We start from the raw sequence: 17,772 nt of genomic DNA on the forward strand, positions 1-17,772 counted from the left end.
ATTGAGTAAAAAGGCTGTCAAATGACAGCCTTTTTACTGCAAATTATTTTCTAGATAAATAAATATTGGTGAGTCGATTTAGAAATTGTGGGCTCAACGTTGAGAGCTGATAAAGCAGTTTGGTTTTTATACCCACTGGAGTATGGGTAGGCGTCCAAAAATGAGCCCTTTTCTCTACAAGCGTAAGCACCTGCTGAGCAATATCATTGGGGGTTAAATCTATCCCCATATTTTGAATAGTGCCTGCATCCATATTATTAACCATTGCAGTTTGTACAAATAGCGGCATCACATCTAAAACACGAATACCATATTTTTTCCATTCCACATCTAAACCTTCAGTAATTCCACGAACTGCAAATTTACTAGCAGAATAAGAGATCAAATCAGCTTGACCATAAATTGCAGAGGCTGAAGAGAGGTTGATAACGCGTGCAAAAGACGCTTGCTTTAAGTAGGGTAGAGCAGCGTGACAGCCATTGATTACGCCGTTTACATTAATATTTATTGTTCTTTGGTGAGCTTTAATATCAGTCGTTTCAAACGCGCCAGAATATAAAATACCTGCATTATTTACTAAGATGTTGAGTTCGCCAGCCCATTCGGTAAATTCTTTTAATATGTGTTGCCACTGGCTGTAATCACTTACATCTAGATAGCCGGCACGGGCATTTGGGCCTAAGTCATTTGCTAGTTCCTGAGCAAGCGATTCATTAATATCATAAATGCCTACTTTATATCCTTGTTTGTAGAATACGCGTGCAATTTCAGCCCCAATACCTTGAGCGGCACCACTAATCAGAATACTGTATCTCATCTTTTTTCTCTTTGTCAGTACAATAGTGCGACAGATTTAATCGCTTTGATTTTGATCATAACAAATTAAAATCTTAGTTTGACTGACCGACTTTTTAAACTTGAGGGTTACCATGGATAAATTGCTTAAAATCATGCAAGAGTTACGTGAAAAATGTCCGTGGGATCAACAACAAACCCCAATGTCACTGACTAAATATGCGATTGAAGAAGCATATGAAGTCGAGGCGGCCATCCGCCATGGCGATATTAATGAAATTAGAAATGAACTAGGCGATTTGTTATTACAGGTTGTGTTTCAATCACAAATGTTTAGTGAGCAAGGCGCTTTTAACTTTCAAGATGTTGTTGAGGCAATAAGTGAAAAGTTAATACGCCGCCATCCACATGTTTTTCAGGCAGATCAATTTAATAATTTAACACCAGAACAAGTAAGTGAGCTTTGGAAACAAATTAAGCAACAAGAAAAACAAGGCAAGCTGCAATCAAGATTAGATGAAATTAAACATGGGCCAGCCCTGTTACAGGCACAAGAAATTCAAGCAAATGTAGCTAAGGTTGGGTTTGATTTCGAAACGGTAGAAGATGCTTATGAAAAACTAGAAGAAGAGTTGGATGAGTTTAAACAGGCCCTAAAAAATCAAAATATTGATGAAATTCAAGACGAATTTGGAGATTGCCTGTTTTCATTAGTCAATGTTGGACGTAAACTTGCGATTTCAAGTGAAACATCACTTTTATCGACAATACATAAATTTAGAAGCCGTTTTGCTTTTATTGAAGATCAAGCGCAAAAACAGCAAAGAACATTAGAGGACATGACTCTGTCTGAAATGGATGAATTGTGGAATCAGGCAAAGCGGCAGTTAAAGTTAGGGGAAAAAACACATGCAGCTCAGCATGAATCTTTGGAAGAATAAACACAATATTTTCATTGTTTTATTTTGGAGCCTGATCTCATCAGCCCTAGTTCAGGCTCAATCTTTTGATCAAAATTTTAAGGAGTGGAAAGCGAAACAGCAGATGTATGATCAGAAGTTGAGCGTGCAGCGGCCCTCTCATTCTAATAGTCCAAAAAGTTCAGTTATGACTGATTCGTCAGGGCAAATTCACTTAAATCAAGCCAATATTGATGAGCTCCAAAAGCTAAAAGGTATTGGTGAGAAAAAGGCTCAGGCGATTGTGGAATACCGTCAAAAGAATGGTGGCTTTAAAAATATTGATGAATTTAAAAACGTAAAGGGTATTGGTCCAGCCATTTTTGAAAAGAATAAAACGCGTTTGACTTTATAAAGCATCTATCTGTCAATTATCATTTCATGCGCAAACTACAGAGAATCAAATTGCCCTTTGTGTGCGTTAGAGCTATGATTAGCGACAACTTGTTATTTACGTCCTGACGTAGGAGACAGCGTCTTTTGCAAACCTTGCGAGCGTCAAAATGTGGTTTGTCCACAGCCCAACTTCCTTCTTCGATTTTAGATGTGATCGATAGCCTGACTAAAGCTGGCTATGAAGCTTATATTGTTGGGGGTGGTGTCCGTGATTTAATGCTAGGGCTTAATCCTAAAGATTTCGATGCAGTCACTAATGCAACACCTTCCCAGATTAAAGAAGTTTTTGGTCGACGTTGTCGAATCATTGGCCGTCGATTTGAATTAGCACATGTCTATTCAGGGCGTGAGCTTATTGAAGTCGCAACTTTCCGTGCTCCTCCTAAAAAAGCAGTCACCAGTGCTTCAGGCATGATTTTACGTGACAATAACTGGGGAACCATCGAACAAGACTTTGCTCGCCGTGACTTTTCAATCAATACGCTATATTACCAACCGCGTAAGAGTATTGTGCTTGATTTCTGCAAAGCAATTGACGATGTAAAAAATAAAACCCTACGTTTATTGGGCGATCCAGCACAGCGCTTCGAAGAAGACCCAGTGCGTATGCTGCGAACTCTACGTTTTGCAGCCAAGTTAAATTTCAAAATTGATTCAGATATTCTCGATATCTTTGATGCAGAGATGACGCAACTATTGCGTGATGTTTCTCCGCATCGTTTATATGATGAATCTCAGAAGCTCTTTACAATGGGACATTTGGCGCGTGTTTTGCCAATGTTGATTGAGTTTGGAGTTTGGAAGCAGCTCTTTGCCGATATTCAGCCTAACCTCACTCCATTTATTCTAAGAGCAGCAAAGAATACAGATCAGCGTATTCAAGTGGGTAAAACAATTAACCCTGCATTTTTCTATGCGGTCTTGTTGTGGCAACCATTTTTAGAGCGTTGTGAATTTTATTTATCTAAAGGTGTGGTACCAGCTGAAGCGCGTGCACAAGCTGGTTTAGATGTCTTAAAACGTCAGGCAACACGCACTGTGATTCCTCGTTTTGCAGAAACTTTTATTCGTGAAGTTTGGGAAATGCAGACCCGTTTGCTTAATCCGAAATCACAGCAAATTGAAGCATTAGCTGGACATGCGCGTTTCCGTGCTGGTTTTGATTTCTTGTTACTTCGTGAAAAGTCAGGTGATGACACAACACAGGGAATGGGAAGCTGGTGGGAAGCCTACCAAGAAATGTCGAATGACGAAAAAGAAGCTGCAATTAGCCAGTACAATCGTCAGAAGGCTAGAAACCGTCGTAAAGCTGTTGCTGAACCTGTTGAAAACAATAAAGTTGAGACGGAAATCGAACCTTTGGTTGATATTCCTGAACCACGCAGTCGTCGTGGGAAAAAAGAACGTGCTCGACAAGAACAATCGATGGGTCGTTTCGTTGAAAAAGCCTCTGCTTCAGAAGCTGGGGTGATGAGCGACCATCCGATTTTGAAGCGTAAGCGAGTACAACGCGATTTAAGCCAAGTTATTTTTGGGCCAACGCAATGACAACGAAGACCTATATTGGTTTAGGAAGTAATTTGGGTGATTCGCGCCAAATCTTATCTGAAGCCATTGCTAAGCTTAAAACTTTAGGTGAAGTGAAAGTTTCTAAACTTTATCAAAGTCCACCTATGGGGCCTCAAGATCAACCAAATTATTTAAATGCAGTTGCAGAGCTAAATACCGATCTCACGCCTTTAGATTTGTTAGACCAGTTACAGCGATTTGAGAAAGAAGCTGGTCGTGTACGCCTTCGTCGTTGGGGAGAGCGTACATTAGATCTGGATTTGCTTATATATGGTGATGAAAAAATTCAAAATGAGCGCTTAACTGTGCCACACATTGGAATTCTAGAGCGAGATTTCGTTGTAATTCCTTTATTAGATTTAGATGCTGATTTACATATTAACGATCAGCCACTTAAAAATTTAGAACTCATACAGCAGCCCACGCTGACTGTACTTGCTGATGAGTCTTGGGCTTAGAGCCTGACTTATTACGTTCTGCAAACTCCTGTAGAGGATACCATCATGATTAGTCTAAGTGACTTAAGAAAATTTAAAGCCGAAGGACGTAAGTTCTCTTGTCTAACTTGTTACGATGCGAGTATGGCAAAAGCAATGGAACTTGCTGAAATTGATACAATCTTAATTGGTGATTCTCTTGGAATGGCAATTCAAGGTCGTGACTCAACTTTACCTGTAACTGTTGAGGACATGGCTTATCATACGGCGGCGGTGCGTCGTGGTAACCAGCATGCTTTGATTATGACTGACTTACCATTTATGAGTTATGCCACCTTAAATGATGCTTTGCAAAACGCAAGAACAGTTATGCAAGCTGGTGCTCAGATGATCAAAATCGAAGGCGGCGCTTGGCTAAGTGAAACTGTACAAGTGTTAACTCGTAATGGTGTACCTGTGTGCGTACATTTAGGTTTAACTCCTCAATCTGTACACGTATTTGGTGGTTACAAATTACAAGCTAAAACACGTGAAGCAGCTGATCAACTTATTGCTGACTGTACGGCAGTGGTTGAAGCAGGCGCGGCAGTCCTATTGCTTGAATGTGTTCCTGCTCAGTTGGGACAAGAAATTGCTGAGTTATTTCCAAATACACCTGTGATTGGTATTGGTGCGGGTAATGCGACTGATGGTCAGGTACTTGTAGTACAGGATATGTTGGGTTTAACTTTTGGTCGAGTTGCGCGTTTTGTCCGTAACTTTATGAAAGAACAATCTGGCGAAACAGCAATCCTAGACGCTTTTAAAGCTTTTCATGCTGCTGTGCAGGACCAGTCATTTCCAGCCAAAGAACATACTTTCCACGTTGAGCTGTAATTCATGAAAACAGAAACCACCATACAAGGTCTTGCAGCTTCTTTAAATCCTGCTAGAGCTGCGCGTAAAATTATTGGTTTTGTCCCAACAATGGGAAATCTACATGAAGGACATCTCACACTTGTTCGTGAAGCGAAAAAGTTATGTGATGTTGTGGTTGTTAGTATCTTCGTAAACCCAACTCAATTTGGACCGGGTGAAGATTTTGATAACTATCCTCGTACTTTAGAACAAGATAGTCGTCTATTAGCTGATGTAGGTTGTGACATTATTTTTGCACCATCAGTTGAGCAAATGTACGGTACTCAGCCACGTTTAACCAATATAAGTGTTAGCCAAATTACTGATGCTTTATGTGGTAGTTCACGTCCTGGGCATTTTGATGGCGTAGCTTTGGTGGTCACTAAACTCTTTAATATTGTACAACCTAACTATGCTTTCTTTGGTCAAAAAGATTACCAGCAGTTAGCAGTGATTCGTCAGTTTGTACAAGACTTAAATATCCCGCTAGAAGTAATTGGTGTGCCAATTGTTCGTGCAGCAGATGGCTTGGCTCTTAGTTCAAGAAATGGTTATTTAAGTCCAGAGCAACGTCAGGTCGCTCCGGTTATTTATCAAAGTTTAAAGCAAGCTGAGCAGCAGTTACATCAAGGCAAAGATCTACAACAAGTTTTAGAAGATATCAAAACTCAGTTGACAGATAATGGGTTTGTTGTGGATTATGTCGAAGCTCGTCAGTCAAATCTGTTACCTGCTACTCAGTTTGATCGTGATATTGTGTTGTTCATCGCGGCAAAATTGGGTGCAACTCGTTTGATTGATAATTTAGAAGTTGCCTTTACACCCCAATAAACAGATCAAAGGACAGCCATGCCATGAAGCGTATACTTATCGTGACAGGACAGTCTGGTTCAGGAAAATCTTCGGCTCTCCAAGTGTTAGAAGATTTGGGCTATTACTGTATTGATAATTTGCCTTTGGCATTGCTGCCCGAAATTGTGGCAAAGCTAGATCATGAAAATAATCTAGAGCAGTTGGCATTAGGTGTGGATGTTCGAAGCACTCGTGCAGATATGCAAGAGTTTGATCATGTTTTTGAACAACTACAAAAACATGGCACAGTTGATGTGATTTATCTGACTACGCAAGATCAGGATTTGATCGCACGTTTTAGTGCATCGCGTCGTCCGCATCCATTGGCCAATCGTTTTAAAAGTCTGTTGCAATGTATTCATGAAGAAAAGCAATTGCTGCTCCCAATTCAGTTCCGTGCTACGGTTCATATTGATACAACGGATAAAAGTGTTCATGATTTAAAGCATATTTTACTGTCTAAATTGGGGCAGTCAGATAAGCTTATCGTGATATTGCAGTCATTTGGATATAAACATGGCATTCCTTTAGATGCTGATTATGTTTTTGATGTACGGCATTTACCAAATCCGCATTGGGATTTAGAATTGAGACGTTTTTCTGGTTTGGATGAGCCAGTAAGACTATTTTTAGAAGCAAGTCCGCAAGCAAACGAAATGTTTGATGATATTCTTCACTTCTTAAAAAAATGGCTTCCAGCATTTGCTGAAGGGCATCGTCACTATATGACGATTTCTATTGGTTGTACTGGTGGTCAACATCGTTCCGTTTATATCGTAGATAGACTAAAACAAGCACTTGAGGCAGAATGGTCTGTTCAGGTCTTACACAGAGAAATGAAGCACTGGTCATGATAGACACAACTGTTGATGTAATTAATAAACTCGGTTTACATGCTCGTGCATCAGGAAAACTGATAGAGGTCACTACAAAATTTCGTTCGTCGATCCAAATTGGAAAAGGCGATCATTTAGTAGATGCAAAAAATATTATGTCTTTGCTGATGTTAGGTGCAGGTAAAGGGACCACTTTACGATTGGTCATTGATGGTACCGACGAAGAGCAGGCATTAAATGAAGTACAGGCGTTATTCGCTGCAAAATTTTATGAGGCAGATTAATCGTGGCACGTCGTCCCCAACGTTATACTGAAGAAGATTTTGGCTCTTTAGAAGGACGTGCAAGTAAGACAGAGCAGAAAAAAGCAGTTCAACGTATGGCTGCTTTAGGTGAGCAGTTAGCACAACTTTCTATTAAGCAGATTCAAAAACTCCCAGTTGATGAACGTTTAATTGATGCGTTAATGGAAGTACAGAACATTAGTTCTTTTGAAGCTCGTCGTCGTCAGTTTCAACGTATTGGTAAATTATTGCGTAATGAAGATGAGACAGTTATTTTGTCTTATTTAACTCCGCAGCAAGGCGCAAAAAAGCAGGCTCAATTGATGCGTTGGGTTGATCGTATGATCGAACAAGGTGACCCTGCAATTAATGAATTTAGTAAAATTTATAATGCTTCGGAACGTCACACCTTGCGTCAGCATGTGTTGAGAATCAAGCGTGATAAGACTCAAGAAGTGAGTGAAGCAGAGCTTGAGGCATCAAAAGGTAAATTTGTTAACTATGTGCAGCAAATTGCCCTATTGTCTGATCAAGGCTAATTGCTCTTCAATAGTAAAAAGCGACGCTCAAGGCGTCGCTTTTTTATTTATACATTTTCAGCTCTTTCTTTTGCCCATTCACGCAAGATAAATTTCTGTAATTTACCTGTCGATGTTTTCGGAATTTCTGTAATAACCACATCTTTAGGTACTTTAAAGCGCGCTAATTCTTTTTGGCAGTGTGCAATAATTTCTTCAGGTGTTGCTGTAGTACCCATCTTTAATTCAATAAACGCGCATGGTACTTCTTGCCAACGTGCATCGGGTTTAGCGACTACCGCAGCGGTTAATACAGCAGGGTGTTTATACAACACATCTTCTACTTCTAAAGATGAAATGTTTTCTCCACCTGAAATAATAATGTCTTTCGAACGATCAGTAATTTTTGCATAACCATCTGGGTGGCAAACGGCTAGGTCGCCTGTGTGAAACCATCCGCCAGCAAAGGCTTCTTGAGTTGCTTTAGGGTTCTTTAAATAGCCTTTCATGACAATATTGCCACGGAACATGATTTCTCCCATGGTTTGACCATCATTAGGCACAGGTTCCATAGTCTCGGGATCTAACACACGCATGCTGTCTTGCAACGGGTAGGGTACACCTTGACGGGAATGAAGTTGGGCTTGTTCAGCAATTGATAGCTCATTCCATCCAGATTGAGAAGCGCATAGAGCAGAAGGTCCATAAGTTTCTGTTAAGCCATATACATGGTTTACGTTAATCCCCATGTTTCGCATCCCTTCAATAATGGCAACAGGGGGAGCTGCCCCAGCAACCATGACTTCAACATGGTGATCAAAGTTCGCTTGTTTTTCTTTAGGTAAGTTAAGAATCATTGAAAGAACAATAGGTGCACCACAGAAATAATCAACTTTATGGGCTGCAATCAATTGCATGACTAATTCTGGATCGACTTTGCGTAAACAAATATTGGTTCCACCACTTGCTGCTATGCTCCACGCAAAACCCCAGCCATTACAATGAAAGAGGGGTAGTGTCCATAAATACACAGCACGTGGTTTCATTCCACAAGCCAAGATATTGCTTGCAGCATTAAGATAAGCCCCGCGATGATGATAGACCACACCTTTAGGATTACCTGTAGTTCCAGATGTGTAATTTAAGCTAATCGCATCCCACTCATCTTCTGGTAAATGCCAAGAGAAGTTAATGTCGCCTTGAGCGATCCATTCTTCATATTCAAAGGAACCTAAAAACTGATTTTCACCTTCGTATTCCGTATCGGCTACATCAATTACAATAATGTGTTGATTCGGAATAAGTGAGAGAGCCTCTCTTGCCAAATTCACAAATTCAGGGTCAACCAACAGTACTTTACTTTCAGCATGTTCCAGCATGAAAGCGATTGTTTTTGCATCTAAACGTGTATTGAGGGTATTAAGTACCGCACCCGCCATAGGAACTGCAAAATGCGCTTCAATCATGGCTGGAATATTTGGCAATAAAACGGATACCGTATCATTTTTCTCAATTCCCAGTTGCTTGAGCTGAGATGCAAATTGGCAACAGCGTTGGTAAGTTTCTTTCCATGAAATTTGGCGCTTACCATGAATAATTGAAGCTTGATCTGGGTAAATATAAGCCGCACGCTCTAGGTAGCGTAGAGGTGATAACGCAACAAAGTTTGCGGGTGTGCGTGGTAACTCATCATAAGCACTAACCATGTGAAACAACTCCGTGTTCTATTTTTAATTCATTCTTTGAACATATGATTTAATATTAATCAAAGCATCTATGCTTTAGTCTTAAAGAGCGATACCCTCCAGTCAAAAAATGAGCAGAAATGCTATTTTCTTCATCTTAAACCACTTGTGTTAAACATGTTTAAAAATCATCTCAATATATTTTTAAGTCATTTATTGCTGTTTACGCGATAAGCAAAATGTATTTATGATTTTATGGACTCAAAGGTTTTCACATTGCTTGAACAAGTGTAAAATCTTTCAGGTTTTTAACTTTGATTTACACCGTTTTTATATTTTGAGGTTCGCCTCGATCATAATCTCGCGGTGAAATGCTCCTTCGTATAGGGCATCACTCCTTAAGGATTTTTTTATGCCAATTATCACATTGCCAAATGGCGATCAAAAGAGTTTTGATCACGCTGTATCTGTTATGGAAGTTGCCCAAAGTATTGGGCCTGGTCTAGCAAAAAATACTGTTGCTGGCCGTGTAAATGATCGCTTAGTTGATGCATGTGACTTAATTACCGAAGATTCGACCTTACAAATTATCACTCCAAAAGATGAGGAAGGTCTTGAAATTATTCGCCATTCTTGTGCACACCTTGTAGGGCATGCTGTTAAACAGCTTTTCCCGGAAGCCAAGATGGTGATTGGTCCAGTCATTGAAGAAGGTTTTTACTACGACATCTGGATGCCACGTCCTTTTACCTTGGATGATATGGCAGCTATCGAAGAGCGTATGAAAAAGCTCATCGATCAAGATTACGATGTCGTTAAAAAAATGACACCGCGTGATGAAGTTATTGCTGAATTTACTGCGCGTGGCGAAGAATATAAATTACGCTTGATTGCAGACATGCCTGAAGAAACACAAATGGGCTTGTACTACCATCAAGATTATTTGGATATGTGTCGTGGTCCACACGTACCGAATACCAAATTCTTAAAATCGTTCAAGCTCACTAAAATCTCTGGTGCATACTGGCGTGGTGATGCGAAGAACGAACAGCTTCAACGTATTTATGGTACAGCTTGGGCAGACAAAAAACAGCTCGCTGCATACATCAAACGTATCGAAGAAGCTGAAAAGCGTGACCATCGTAAAATTGGTAAAGCTTTAGACTTGTTCCATATGCAAGAAGAAGCACCGGGTATGGTGTTCTGGCATCCAAATGGCTGGACTATTTACCAAGTACTTGAACAATACATGCGTAAAGTTCAGCAAGACAACGGTTACCTTGAGATTAAAACACCACAAATTGTAGATTTTACACTGTGGGAAAAATCAGGTCATGCGGCGAACTATGCTGACAACATGTTTACGACTCATTCTGAAAATCGTAACTATGCCGTTAAGCCAATGAACTGCCCATGTCACGTGCAAGTGTTCAACCAAGGTTTGAAGTCTTACCGTGATTTACCGATTCGTTTAGCAGAGTTTGGTTCTTGTCATCGTAACGAACCATCAGGTTCTTTACACGGCATTATGCGTGTACGTGGCTTTACACAAGATGACGCGCACATCTTCTGTACTAAAGAACAGATCGGTCAAGAAGTTGCTGACTTTATTAAGCTGACTTTAGAAGTTTATAAAGATTTTGGTTTTGAAGAAGTGCAAATGAAACTTTCTACACGTCCAGAAAAACGTGTGGGTGATGATGCACTTTGGGATATGGCTGAAAAATCTTTAGCAGATGCTTTAGATGCAGCGGGTCTTGAATGGGAATTACAACCTGGTGAAGGCGCGTTCTACGGTCCGAAAATTGAATTCTCATTGAAAGACTGTCTCGGACGTGTATGGCAGTGTGGTACTATTCAGTGTGACTTCAACTTGCCAGAACGCTTAGATGCGTCTTATGTGACTGAAGACAATGATCGTGATCAGCCTGTGATGTTGCATCGTGCAATTCTTGGCAGTTTTGAGCGTTTTATTGGTATACTAATTGAACACTACGCTGGTTTCATGCCACCTTGGTTGTCGCCGTTACAAGCATGTGTCATGAATATTACGGACTCTCAAGCTGAAGCTTGTGAGAAAGTCGTAGCAAAACTCAAAGAAAATGGTCTTCGTGCTATTTCTGACTTGAGAAATGAAAAAATCGGATTTAAGATTCGTGAGCGTACTCTAGAGCGTATTCCTTACCTATTAGTTCTTGGTGATCGCGAAGTTGAAGAAGGAACAGTGAATGTGCGTACCCGCTCAGGAAAAAATTTAGGTACTATGTCAGTAGATGCATTCATTGACTTAGTGAAGTCTGCCGTCGCCGAACGTGGCCGGTATATTGTGGAGTAAGAAAGATTAAACAGCCTGACCGTAACCAACAACAAGGTGCAAAAAGCAACCGTCCAGCAATTAACGACGAGATCCGTGCAAAAGAAGTACGCCTCGTTGGTGCTGACGGTGAGCAAAAAGGAATTGTTTCATTAAATGAAGCACTGCGCGCTGCTGAAGAGGCAGATCTTGACCTAGTTGAGATCGTTGCAAACGCCGAGCCGCCTGTTTGTAAAATTATGGATTACAACAAGCACTTGTTTGACCTTAAGCAGAAGCAAAAAGATGCGAAGAAAAAACAGCATCAAGTGCAAGTGAAGGAAATCAAACTGCGCCCTGCAACTGATGTTGGTGATTATCAAGTTAAGCTTCGTGCTATTTTGAAATTCCTTGAAGAAGGAAACAAAGTGAAAATCACTTTACGTTTCCGTGGTCGTGAAATGGCTCACCAACAACTTGGCTTAGCTCAATTACAAAAAATTGAAGCTGATGTTGCTGAGTTTGGGGTTGTGGAACAAGCACCTAAAATGGAAGGCCGTCAAATGGGTATGTTACTTGGACCTAAAAAGAAAAAGTAATACTCAAAAAAAGCACTGCAAAAGCAGTGCTTTTTTATATCCTTATCATAATAAAAAAGATGATTTAATTTTCTCTGTTCAGTTTTATTTAAGACAATTGCTATATCTTTTAAAAGAAATTCAATTCTTGAATTTTATATATTTTTTAGTGTTGGAAATCTCATCGCCTCTCTTAAAACATGCTATAACGCAAGACGCAGTCATGATAACGATGAATAGGAAAATAGAATGATTGATCTATATTATTGGGGAACTCCCAATGGACATAAAATCACAATTGCCTTAGAAGAAATGGGACTGGACTACACTCTTTACCCAATCAATATTTTAGAAAATGATCAATTTCAACCAGACTTTCTGAGAATTTCTCCAAATAATAAAATTCCGGCAATTGTTGACCAAGATGGACCTCGTGGTGAGCCAATTTCAATATTTGAATCAGGCGCGATCTTGCAATATCTAGGTCGAAAAACTGGATTATTTTATCCAACTGATGAGCAAGAGCGAGTTGAAGTTGAACAATGGCTCATGTGGCAAATGGGTGGGCTAGGGCCTATGCTAGGGCAGAACCATCATTTTAACCGTTTTGCACCAGAAAAAATTCCATACGCTATAGACCGCTATGTAAATGAGACTAAGCGCTTATATGGTGTGCTGAATAAGCAGCTCATTGGCCAGAAGTTTGTTGCAGGTGAATACTCGATTGCTGATATGGCAATTTTACCTTGGATTTTGCGCTATGAATGGCAAGGTATTCAGTTAGAGGATTATCCTTATGTACAAGAATATATTGTTCGCTTGACGGCACGTCCTGCGGTACAAAAAGCACTATCAATTAAAGTCATCTAACTTTTATTGGTCGCGTAATGAATAAAGTGAAAGGTGATTTGGTCTAATTTAATATGCTAAGTTACTTTTTACTTTTTTTGAGCGCGTTTGGGGCGGCTACATTATTACCGTTACAATCAGAAGCTGTACTCGCCACCTTATTATTAAAAAAAGAATATTCTGCTTTTCTTCTAATTTCTTTCGCCACTTTCGGAAACGTACTGGGCTCGTGTGTGAACTGGTGGCTTGGTTTAAAAATAGAGCACTTTAAACACAAAAAGTGGTTTCCTGTTTCTGAAAAGCGTTTAGAGCAAGCTCAAAGCTTTTATCATAAGTATGGGTTTTATTCGCTGTTGCTAAGTTGGACACCTGTGATTGGTGACCCAATTACTTTAGTTGCAGGTTTATTCAAAGAAAATTTTTGGCGCTTTTTAATTATCGTTTTGATTGCTAAAGCAGGGCGTTATATTTTTATTTATTGGGTAATTACAGGTTTTATTTAAAATAAAAGCATCCGAAGATGCTTTTAATAAAATGGTCTAACTAGTCTTCTGAGCTTTTGGTAATATCGACTTTAAATAGATCATTGGTTTTTAGCCAACAGAAGGTGACCACTGCAAGTGTCATACAACCCCCAAAAATAGTGGCTGCAATTGTTCCTAAATATTTGGCTGCTAAACCTGACTCAAATGCACCAAGCTCATTACTTGATGAAACGAACATTCCGTTTACAGCAGCAACGCGACCACGCATATTTTCTGGTGGAAAAATTTGCAAAATGGTTTGTCTAACCACAACTGAAATACTGTCACAAGCGCCTGTCATAGCCAACGCAAATAGTGATAACCACATGTTATTTGAGAACGCGAAAAGAATCGTGAAAACACCAAATCCTGCAACAGCAAGTAGCATGTTACGCCATGCATGTTGAGTTGGTGGAAAGCGAGTCAAAGCAATCATAGTGACGAGCGCTCCAATAGATGGCGCCGCACGTAAATATCCCAGTCCTTCTGGACCGACTTTTAAGATATCTTCTGCAAAAATTGGTAATAATGCGATGACTCCACCAAATAAAACAGAAGCTAAATCAAGAGAAATTGCCCAAAGAACAATTTTAGTTTTCCAGATAAAACGGAAACCATCTCCTAAACTTTCTAAAACATTAGCAGTTTCAATTTTAGGAAAAGTACGCTTATGCAATAGGTTAATTAAGATGAAACAAATACCAAGTAAAACCGCAACACTAAATAGACTTGTTTCTCGGCCTAAATAGGCAAGCATGAAACCACCAAGCATTGGCCCGATAATTACACCACTTTGCCAACCGATTGTCGTCCATGTTGCACCATTTGCATACAGTTCACGAGGAATCAAAAATGGTTTTAAAGACGTTGCAGAGGGATTATAAAACCCACGTATAGTACCTAAGCCAAAAATAACAGCATAAATACCCCAAGAAAGGAAATTTACGCTGATATGACCTAACCCATGCAGATGGAACAGCGACCACAGCACTAAAGGAAGAGGAACCGAGAAAAACAAACAGATTTTCATAATAATCTGTTTATTAAATCTATCTGCAAAATAGCCACCCCAAAGCGATAGGGCAATAAATGGAATGGCTTCTGCTAATCCAATTAAGCCTAAAGTTAGAGGATCTTTGGTAATTTGATAAAGTGAATAAGCAACAATAATTTCTTGAATCAAAATTGCTAACGTTAAGCAAAATTGATTAATCGTAACAATTGAGAAATCTCTGTAGCGTAAGGCTGCAAATGCATCATGTTTCTGCATTAGAAATATCGTATGTTGATAATTTGATCGTATTATAAATGGAAAAAAGCATAGGCGCTTTATTTATTATTGATATTGCTGACAAGGTTGAATTTGGAAAAGTCTTTCTTGCAACCATAAAAACAGTAACTAATAGTTTTAATTTTGCTCAGGTTGCTATAAAATACGCGCTTCCTTACCTGCAGGTCGATTTTGCAATGGTGCAATCGCGCCGAACAGGTGCCTAAAAGAGGTTACTATGGCTAAGTTAAAAACTCGCCGTGGTGCAGCTAAACGCTTCAAAGCGACTGCAAACGGTTTTAAGCGTAAACAAGCGTTCAAGCGCCACATCTTGACCAAAAAATCTGCTAAACGTATCCGTCAATTACGCGGCTGTGTAATGGTTCATGTTTCTGACATGAATTCAGTTCGTCGTATGTGCCCATACATCTAAGGAGATTATAAATGGCTCGTGTAAAACGTGGTGTAGTGGCTCATCGTCGTCACAAAAAAATTCTTGCTCGCGCTAAAGGTTACTACGGTGCTCGTTCACGCGTTTACCGCGTAGCATTCCAAGCGGTAATCAAAGCTGGTCAATACGCTTACCGTGACCGCCGTCAAAAGAAACGTCAATTCCGTGCTCTATGGATTGCGCGTATCAATGCTGGTGCTCGTCAAAACGGTTTGTCTTACAGCCGTATGATCGATGGCTTGAAAAAAGCTCAAGTGATCATCGACCGTCGCGTATTAGCTGACATCGCTATGCATGATGCAGTAGCATTTGCTGCTTTAGCTGAAAAAGCTAAAGGTGCATTAGCTGCATAAGCTTAGAGATTTAAAGAAAGACCGCTTTTTAGCGGTCTTTTTTATTTTTAGCGGTTCTATTTTAAAAAGAGATAACAATCAGAGATAAAAGATGAAAGACGAAAAATTTCTTAATGATTTAATTAAAAAAGTACAGCAAGGTCACCAGTTCAAATATTTATATTTCTGGGGGCATACTCCTAAGAAAGCTGATCTTGTTGATAAGAGTTGTTTTAGCCAGTGGTTTCCTGCGCAATTTGAAGTAGAGAGTATCGAGTACTTTACTGCTGAGCACTATATGATGGCGCAAAAAGCAAAAATATTTAATGATGAAGAAATTTTTGCACGGATTTTGCAAGTTAAACATCCTAATGAGGCGAAACAACTAGGTCGCAAAGTACGTAATTATGAGGAACAGATATGGCAAGAAAAACGGTTTGATATTGTCGTACAGGCGAATTTTGCCAAATTCTCACAGCATCCTGAGTTGAAGAAATTCTTATTAGCAACGAAAGACCGTATTTTAGTTGAAGCATCTCCAGTCGATAAAATTTGGGGAATTGGTATGGCGCAGGACCATCCATATATTCAAGATCCATCTCTATGGCAAGGACTAAATTTGTTGGGTTTTGCTTTAATGCATGTTCGAGAGCTACTTTTAACTGAGTAGGTTGGTGTGAGACCAATCAATGCTTCACTTTAAAAGTAGTGACGTGAGGGAAGTAAATTGAAATCATTAAATGATATGGATATTCGTATAGCATCACTCAAGGATGCATTATCTATTGCAGAAGTACATGTACAGGGGTGGAAAGAAACCTATACAGGTATAATTAAGCAAGAAATATTAGATGAGCTTAAAATCCTAGATAAGGAGTTATTATGGAAAGAAATAGCAAAAAGCCCTGATCATAAGTTATTTGTCTATACTGAAAATGGGGCAGTGAAAGGCTTTCTCGATGGTTATTTAAACCCAGAAAATAATATTGCTGAAATTATGGCTTTTTATCTTTTAAAAGAAGTTCAAAAGCAAGGCATGGGACGTGAGTTATTTCAAAAGTTCTACCAATGCGCTTTAAATCAAGGATACAGTTTTATTCGCTTAGAAGTTTTTAATAAAAATCCAAGTCGTTTCTTCTACGAAAAAATGGGAGCTAAATTAATTGGGGAAACCGAACTACTTGAGTTCGGTCCCGAAATAACAGAGTTACTTTATCAATGGGAACTCTAATCTTTAAAGTCCAAAATAATAAGCCAAAGCACAAATAATAATCGTTAGAATAACCAGTTTAATAACGCCTGAACCAGTGCCTTTATGGTGCTGAGACTTGAGATGCTGTGGATTTTCATTTGATTGCTCAAATGGAGATGCTTTAACTACAGGCACCATCTGAGCTGTCTGATAATGGTTGGCAACTTTCACAATAAGCTTGGCAAACAAATCATCAGTTTTTTGTGTAAAGTTTCTTAAATTGATGAGTTGCTCTTGGTCTAGTTCTTCTCCCAAAGGATCATTTGCAATACGTTTCTTTTGTTCTAAGTAGTCAGCTAATGCTTGAGTGCGAGATAAAAGTTGATGGGCATAATCTGCGGGATAATTCTCTGGAATTAATGCAAGTTTTGGCTCTAAGCTTTTAATATTTGTACCATCAAAAAGAGCATTTTGAAGTTCTGGCTCCTCAAAGCCTGCTGCATATTTACTATGAAATAATTCACTATCCATAAAATCAGCTATTTCTTGCCATGGCGGATTTTTTAAATCAGCTTCAATTTTTTTTGATAATTTTTCATTGAGTTCAAAACGCCAGAAAGTTTCTAAACGAAGCTCACAGGTTTGTGAAGCAGGAGCTTCAAACTCATTATCATTGTTATACCATTCGGCAAGCTCATGGCCAAAAATCCAAGCAAATTTCTTATCATTTTGATGGCTCACGATAAAATGAGTATAAGGTAAGAGCTCGACATTGCTATTTGGATTTTGTTCTTCATTGAGAAGGCTTGATAAATGTAAGCTGAGCTTTGAGGTACCTTGTTTTTTTAATGCTTCTAGCCAAACTTGGAAGTGTTGGGCCAACAAATGTTGAGAAGTTAAGTCACGAAACTGAAAACTATGATGGTCGAAAATATGATGTTGTCGCCATTGGTTAAAGCTTAAATTCTGACGGAGGTATTCATTACCATATGTCACAAGCGTAAGTTGTTGTTTCCAAATCTGATTAAGCGCCATAATAGTTGATCTCATTGACG

At 39.3% G+C, this 17,772-nt stretch carries 22 protein-coding genes; 18 read left to right on the top strand and 4 right to left on the bottom strand.

Translation table 11 applies throughout. From position 1 onward, the window contains the following. Positions 1-43 precede the first annotated feature (43 nt). Positions 44-817 carry an SDR family oxidoreductase gene (locus tag J655_RS20300; RefSeq protein ID WP_019767974.1) on the bottom strand — a complete coding sequence of 258 codons (774 nt, stop codon included), beginning with the start codon at positions 815-817 and terminating at the stop codon, positions 44-46. Positions 818-929: 112 nt separating this feature from the next. Between J655_RS20300 and mazG the strand changes: the two genes are divergently transcribed. From mazG to yjgA, 9 genes are all read left to right on the top strand, one after another. Next, positions 930-1,736 (top strand): nucleoside triphosphate pyrophosphohydrolase, encoded by an 807-nt coding sequence (gene mazG / locus J655_RS20305; protein WP_019767973.1) that lies wholly within the window; start codon positions 930-932, stop codon positions 1,734-1,736. Continuing rightward, positions 1,705-2,109 carry a ComEA family DNA-binding protein gene (locus J655_RS0104755; RefSeq protein ID WP_019767972.1) on the top strand — a complete coding sequence of 135 codons (405 nt, stop codon included), beginning with the start codon at positions 1,705-1,707 and terminating at the stop codon, positions 2,107-2,109. The genes mazG and J655_RS0104755 overlap by 32 nt, the downstream gene beginning before the upstream one ends. 125 nt (positions 2,110-2,234) lie before the next feature. Continuing rightward, complete coding sequence (gene pcnB / locus J655_RS20310) at positions 2,235-3,698, top strand: polynucleotide adenylyltransferase PcnB (RefSeq protein ID WP_019767971.1); 1,464 nt, start codon at positions 2,235-2,237, stop codon at positions 3,696-3,698. Further along, positions 3,695-4,177 carry a 2-amino-4-hydroxy-6-hydroxymethyldihydropteridine diphosphokinase gene (folK, locus tag J655_RS20315; RefSeq protein WP_019767970.1) on the top strand — a complete coding sequence of 161 codons (483 nt, stop codon included), beginning with the start codon at positions 3,695-3,697 and terminating at the stop codon, positions 4,175-4,177. Before pcnB ends, folK begins: the two co-directional genes overlap by 4 nt. A gap of 45 nt (positions 4,178-4,222) precedes the next feature. Then, positions 4,223-5,032: a 3-methyl-2-oxobutanoate hydroxymethyltransferase gene (gene panB, locus J655_RS20320; protein ID WP_002117298.1), complete on the top strand. Its 810-nt coding sequence runs from the start codon at positions 4,223-4,225 to the stop codon at positions 5,030-5,032. 3 nt (positions 5,033-5,035) lie between these two features. Further along, a complete protein-coding gene (gene panC / locus J655_RS20325) occupies positions 5,036-5,884 on the top strand; it encodes a pantoate--beta-alanine ligase (RefSeq protein ID WP_002117191.1) in 849 nt (282 codons plus the stop codon). Positions 5,885-5,907: 23 nt separating this feature from the next. Continuing rightward, positions 5,908-6,759 carry an RNase adapter RapZ gene (gene rapZ, locus J655_RS20330; RefSeq protein ID WP_002117179.1) on the top strand — a complete coding sequence of 284 codons (852 nt, stop codon included), beginning with the start codon at positions 5,908-5,910 and terminating at the stop codon, positions 6,757-6,759. Beyond that, positions 6,756-7,025 carry an HPr family phosphocarrier protein gene (locus J655_RS20335; RefSeq protein WP_000567533.1) on the top strand — a complete coding sequence of 90 codons (270 nt, stop codon included), beginning with the start codon at positions 6,756-6,758 and terminating at the stop codon, positions 7,023-7,025. The genes rapZ and J655_RS20335 overlap by 4 nt, the downstream gene beginning before the upstream one ends. A 2-nt stretch (positions 7,026-7,027) precedes the next feature. Then, entirely contained in the window at positions 7,028-7,564 is a 537-nt protein-coding gene (gene yjgA, locus J655_RS20340) for a ribosome biogenesis factor YjgA (protein WP_019767969.1), read from the top strand. Between the two features lie 47 nt (positions 7,565-7,611). On the opposite strand, the gene J655_RS20345 is transcribed toward yjgA, so the two are convergent. After that, on the bottom strand, positions 7,612-9,249 hold the full coding sequence (locus J655_RS20345; RefSeq protein WP_032052914.1) for an acyl-CoA synthetase: 1,638 nt from the start codon (positions 9,247-9,249) through the stop codon (positions 7,612-7,614). A gap of 391 nt (positions 9,250-9,640) precedes the next feature. Between J655_RS20345 and thrS the strand changes: the two genes are divergently transcribed. From thrS to J655_RS0104765, 4 genes are all read left to right on the top strand, one after another. Further along, positions 9,641-11,563 carry a threonine--tRNA ligase gene (gene thrS, locus J655_RS20350; protein WP_002117224.1) on the top strand — a complete coding sequence of 641 codons (1,923 nt, stop codon included), beginning with the start codon at positions 9,641-9,643 and terminating at the stop codon, positions 11,561-11,563. A 5-nt stretch (positions 11,564-11,568) separates the two neighbouring features. Then, on the top strand, positions 11,569-12,120 hold the full coding sequence (gene infC, locus J655_RS20355) for a translation initiation factor IF-3 (protein ID WP_075383312.1): 552 nt from the start codon (positions 11,569-11,571) through the stop codon (positions 12,118-12,120). A 228-nt stretch (positions 12,121-12,348) separates the two neighbouring features. Then, entirely contained in the window at positions 12,349-12,969 is a 621-nt protein-coding gene (locus J655_RS20360) for a glutathione S-transferase N-terminal domain-containing protein (protein WP_002117212.1), read from the top strand. 53 nt (positions 12,970-13,022) lie between these two features. Beyond that, positions 13,023-13,451 (top strand): YqaA family protein, encoded by a 429-nt coding sequence (locus tag J655_RS0104765; RefSeq protein ID WP_019767966.1) that lies wholly within the window; start codon positions 13,023-13,025, stop codon positions 13,449-13,451. Positions 13,452-13,491: 40 nt separating this feature from the next. Here J655_RS0104765 and nreB read toward each other — a convergent pair whose 3' ends face one another. Further along, entirely contained in the window at positions 13,492-14,742 is a 1,251-nt protein-coding gene (gene nreB / locus J655_RS20365; protein ID WP_002117292.1) for a nickel resistance MFS transporter NreB, read from the bottom strand. Between the two features lie 38 nt (positions 14,743-14,780). Between nreB and J655_RS20370 the strand changes: the two genes are divergently transcribed. The 5 genes from J655_RS20370 (at position 14,781) to J655_RS20390 (ending at position 16,756) form a co-directional block, all read left to right on the top strand. Next, on the top strand, positions 14,781-14,969 hold the full coding sequence (locus J655_RS20370; RefSeq protein WP_017482380.1) for a hypothetical protein: 189 nt from the start codon (positions 14,781-14,783) through the stop codon (positions 14,967-14,969). A gap of 11 nt (positions 14,970-14,980) precedes the next feature. Beyond that, positions 14,981-15,175 carry a 50S ribosomal protein L35 gene (gene rpmI, locus J655_RS20375; protein WP_002054552.1) on the top strand — a complete coding sequence of 65 codons (195 nt, stop codon included), beginning with the start codon at positions 14,981-14,983 and terminating at the stop codon, positions 15,173-15,175. 11 nt (positions 15,176-15,186) lie between these two features. Further along, on the top strand, positions 15,187-15,546 hold the full coding sequence (gene rplT / locus J655_RS20380; protein ID WP_000124858.1) for a 50S ribosomal protein L20: 360 nt from the start codon (positions 15,187-15,189) through the stop codon (positions 15,544-15,546). Positions 15,547-15,637: 91 nt separating this feature from the next. Next, positions 15,638-16,195: an NADAR family protein gene (locus J655_RS20385; protein ID WP_017482379.1), complete on the top strand. Its 558-nt coding sequence runs from the start codon at positions 15,638-15,640 to the stop codon at positions 16,193-16,195. 57 nt (positions 16,196-16,252) lie between these two features. Next, positions 16,253-16,756, top strand: coding sequence for a GNAT family N-acetyltransferase (locus tag J655_RS20390; RefSeq protein ID WP_032007092.1), 504 nt, complete (start codon positions 16,253-16,255; stop codon positions 16,754-16,756). 3 nt (positions 16,757-16,759) lie between these two features. On the opposite strand, the gene J655_RS20395 is transcribed toward J655_RS20390, so the two are convergent. Further along, a complete protein-coding gene (locus tag J655_RS20395; RefSeq protein ID WP_019767964.1) occupies positions 16,760-17,752 on the bottom strand; it encodes a hypothetical protein in 993 nt (330 codons plus the stop codon). Positions 17,753-17,772: the final 20 nt, after the last annotated feature.

Source organism: Acinetobacter sp. 1294243, assembly GCF_000588015.1.
In the GTDB taxonomy this organism is placed as follows: domain Bacteria; phylum Pseudomonadota; class Gammaproteobacteria; order Pseudomonadales; family Moraxellaceae; genus Acinetobacter; species Acinetobacter pittii.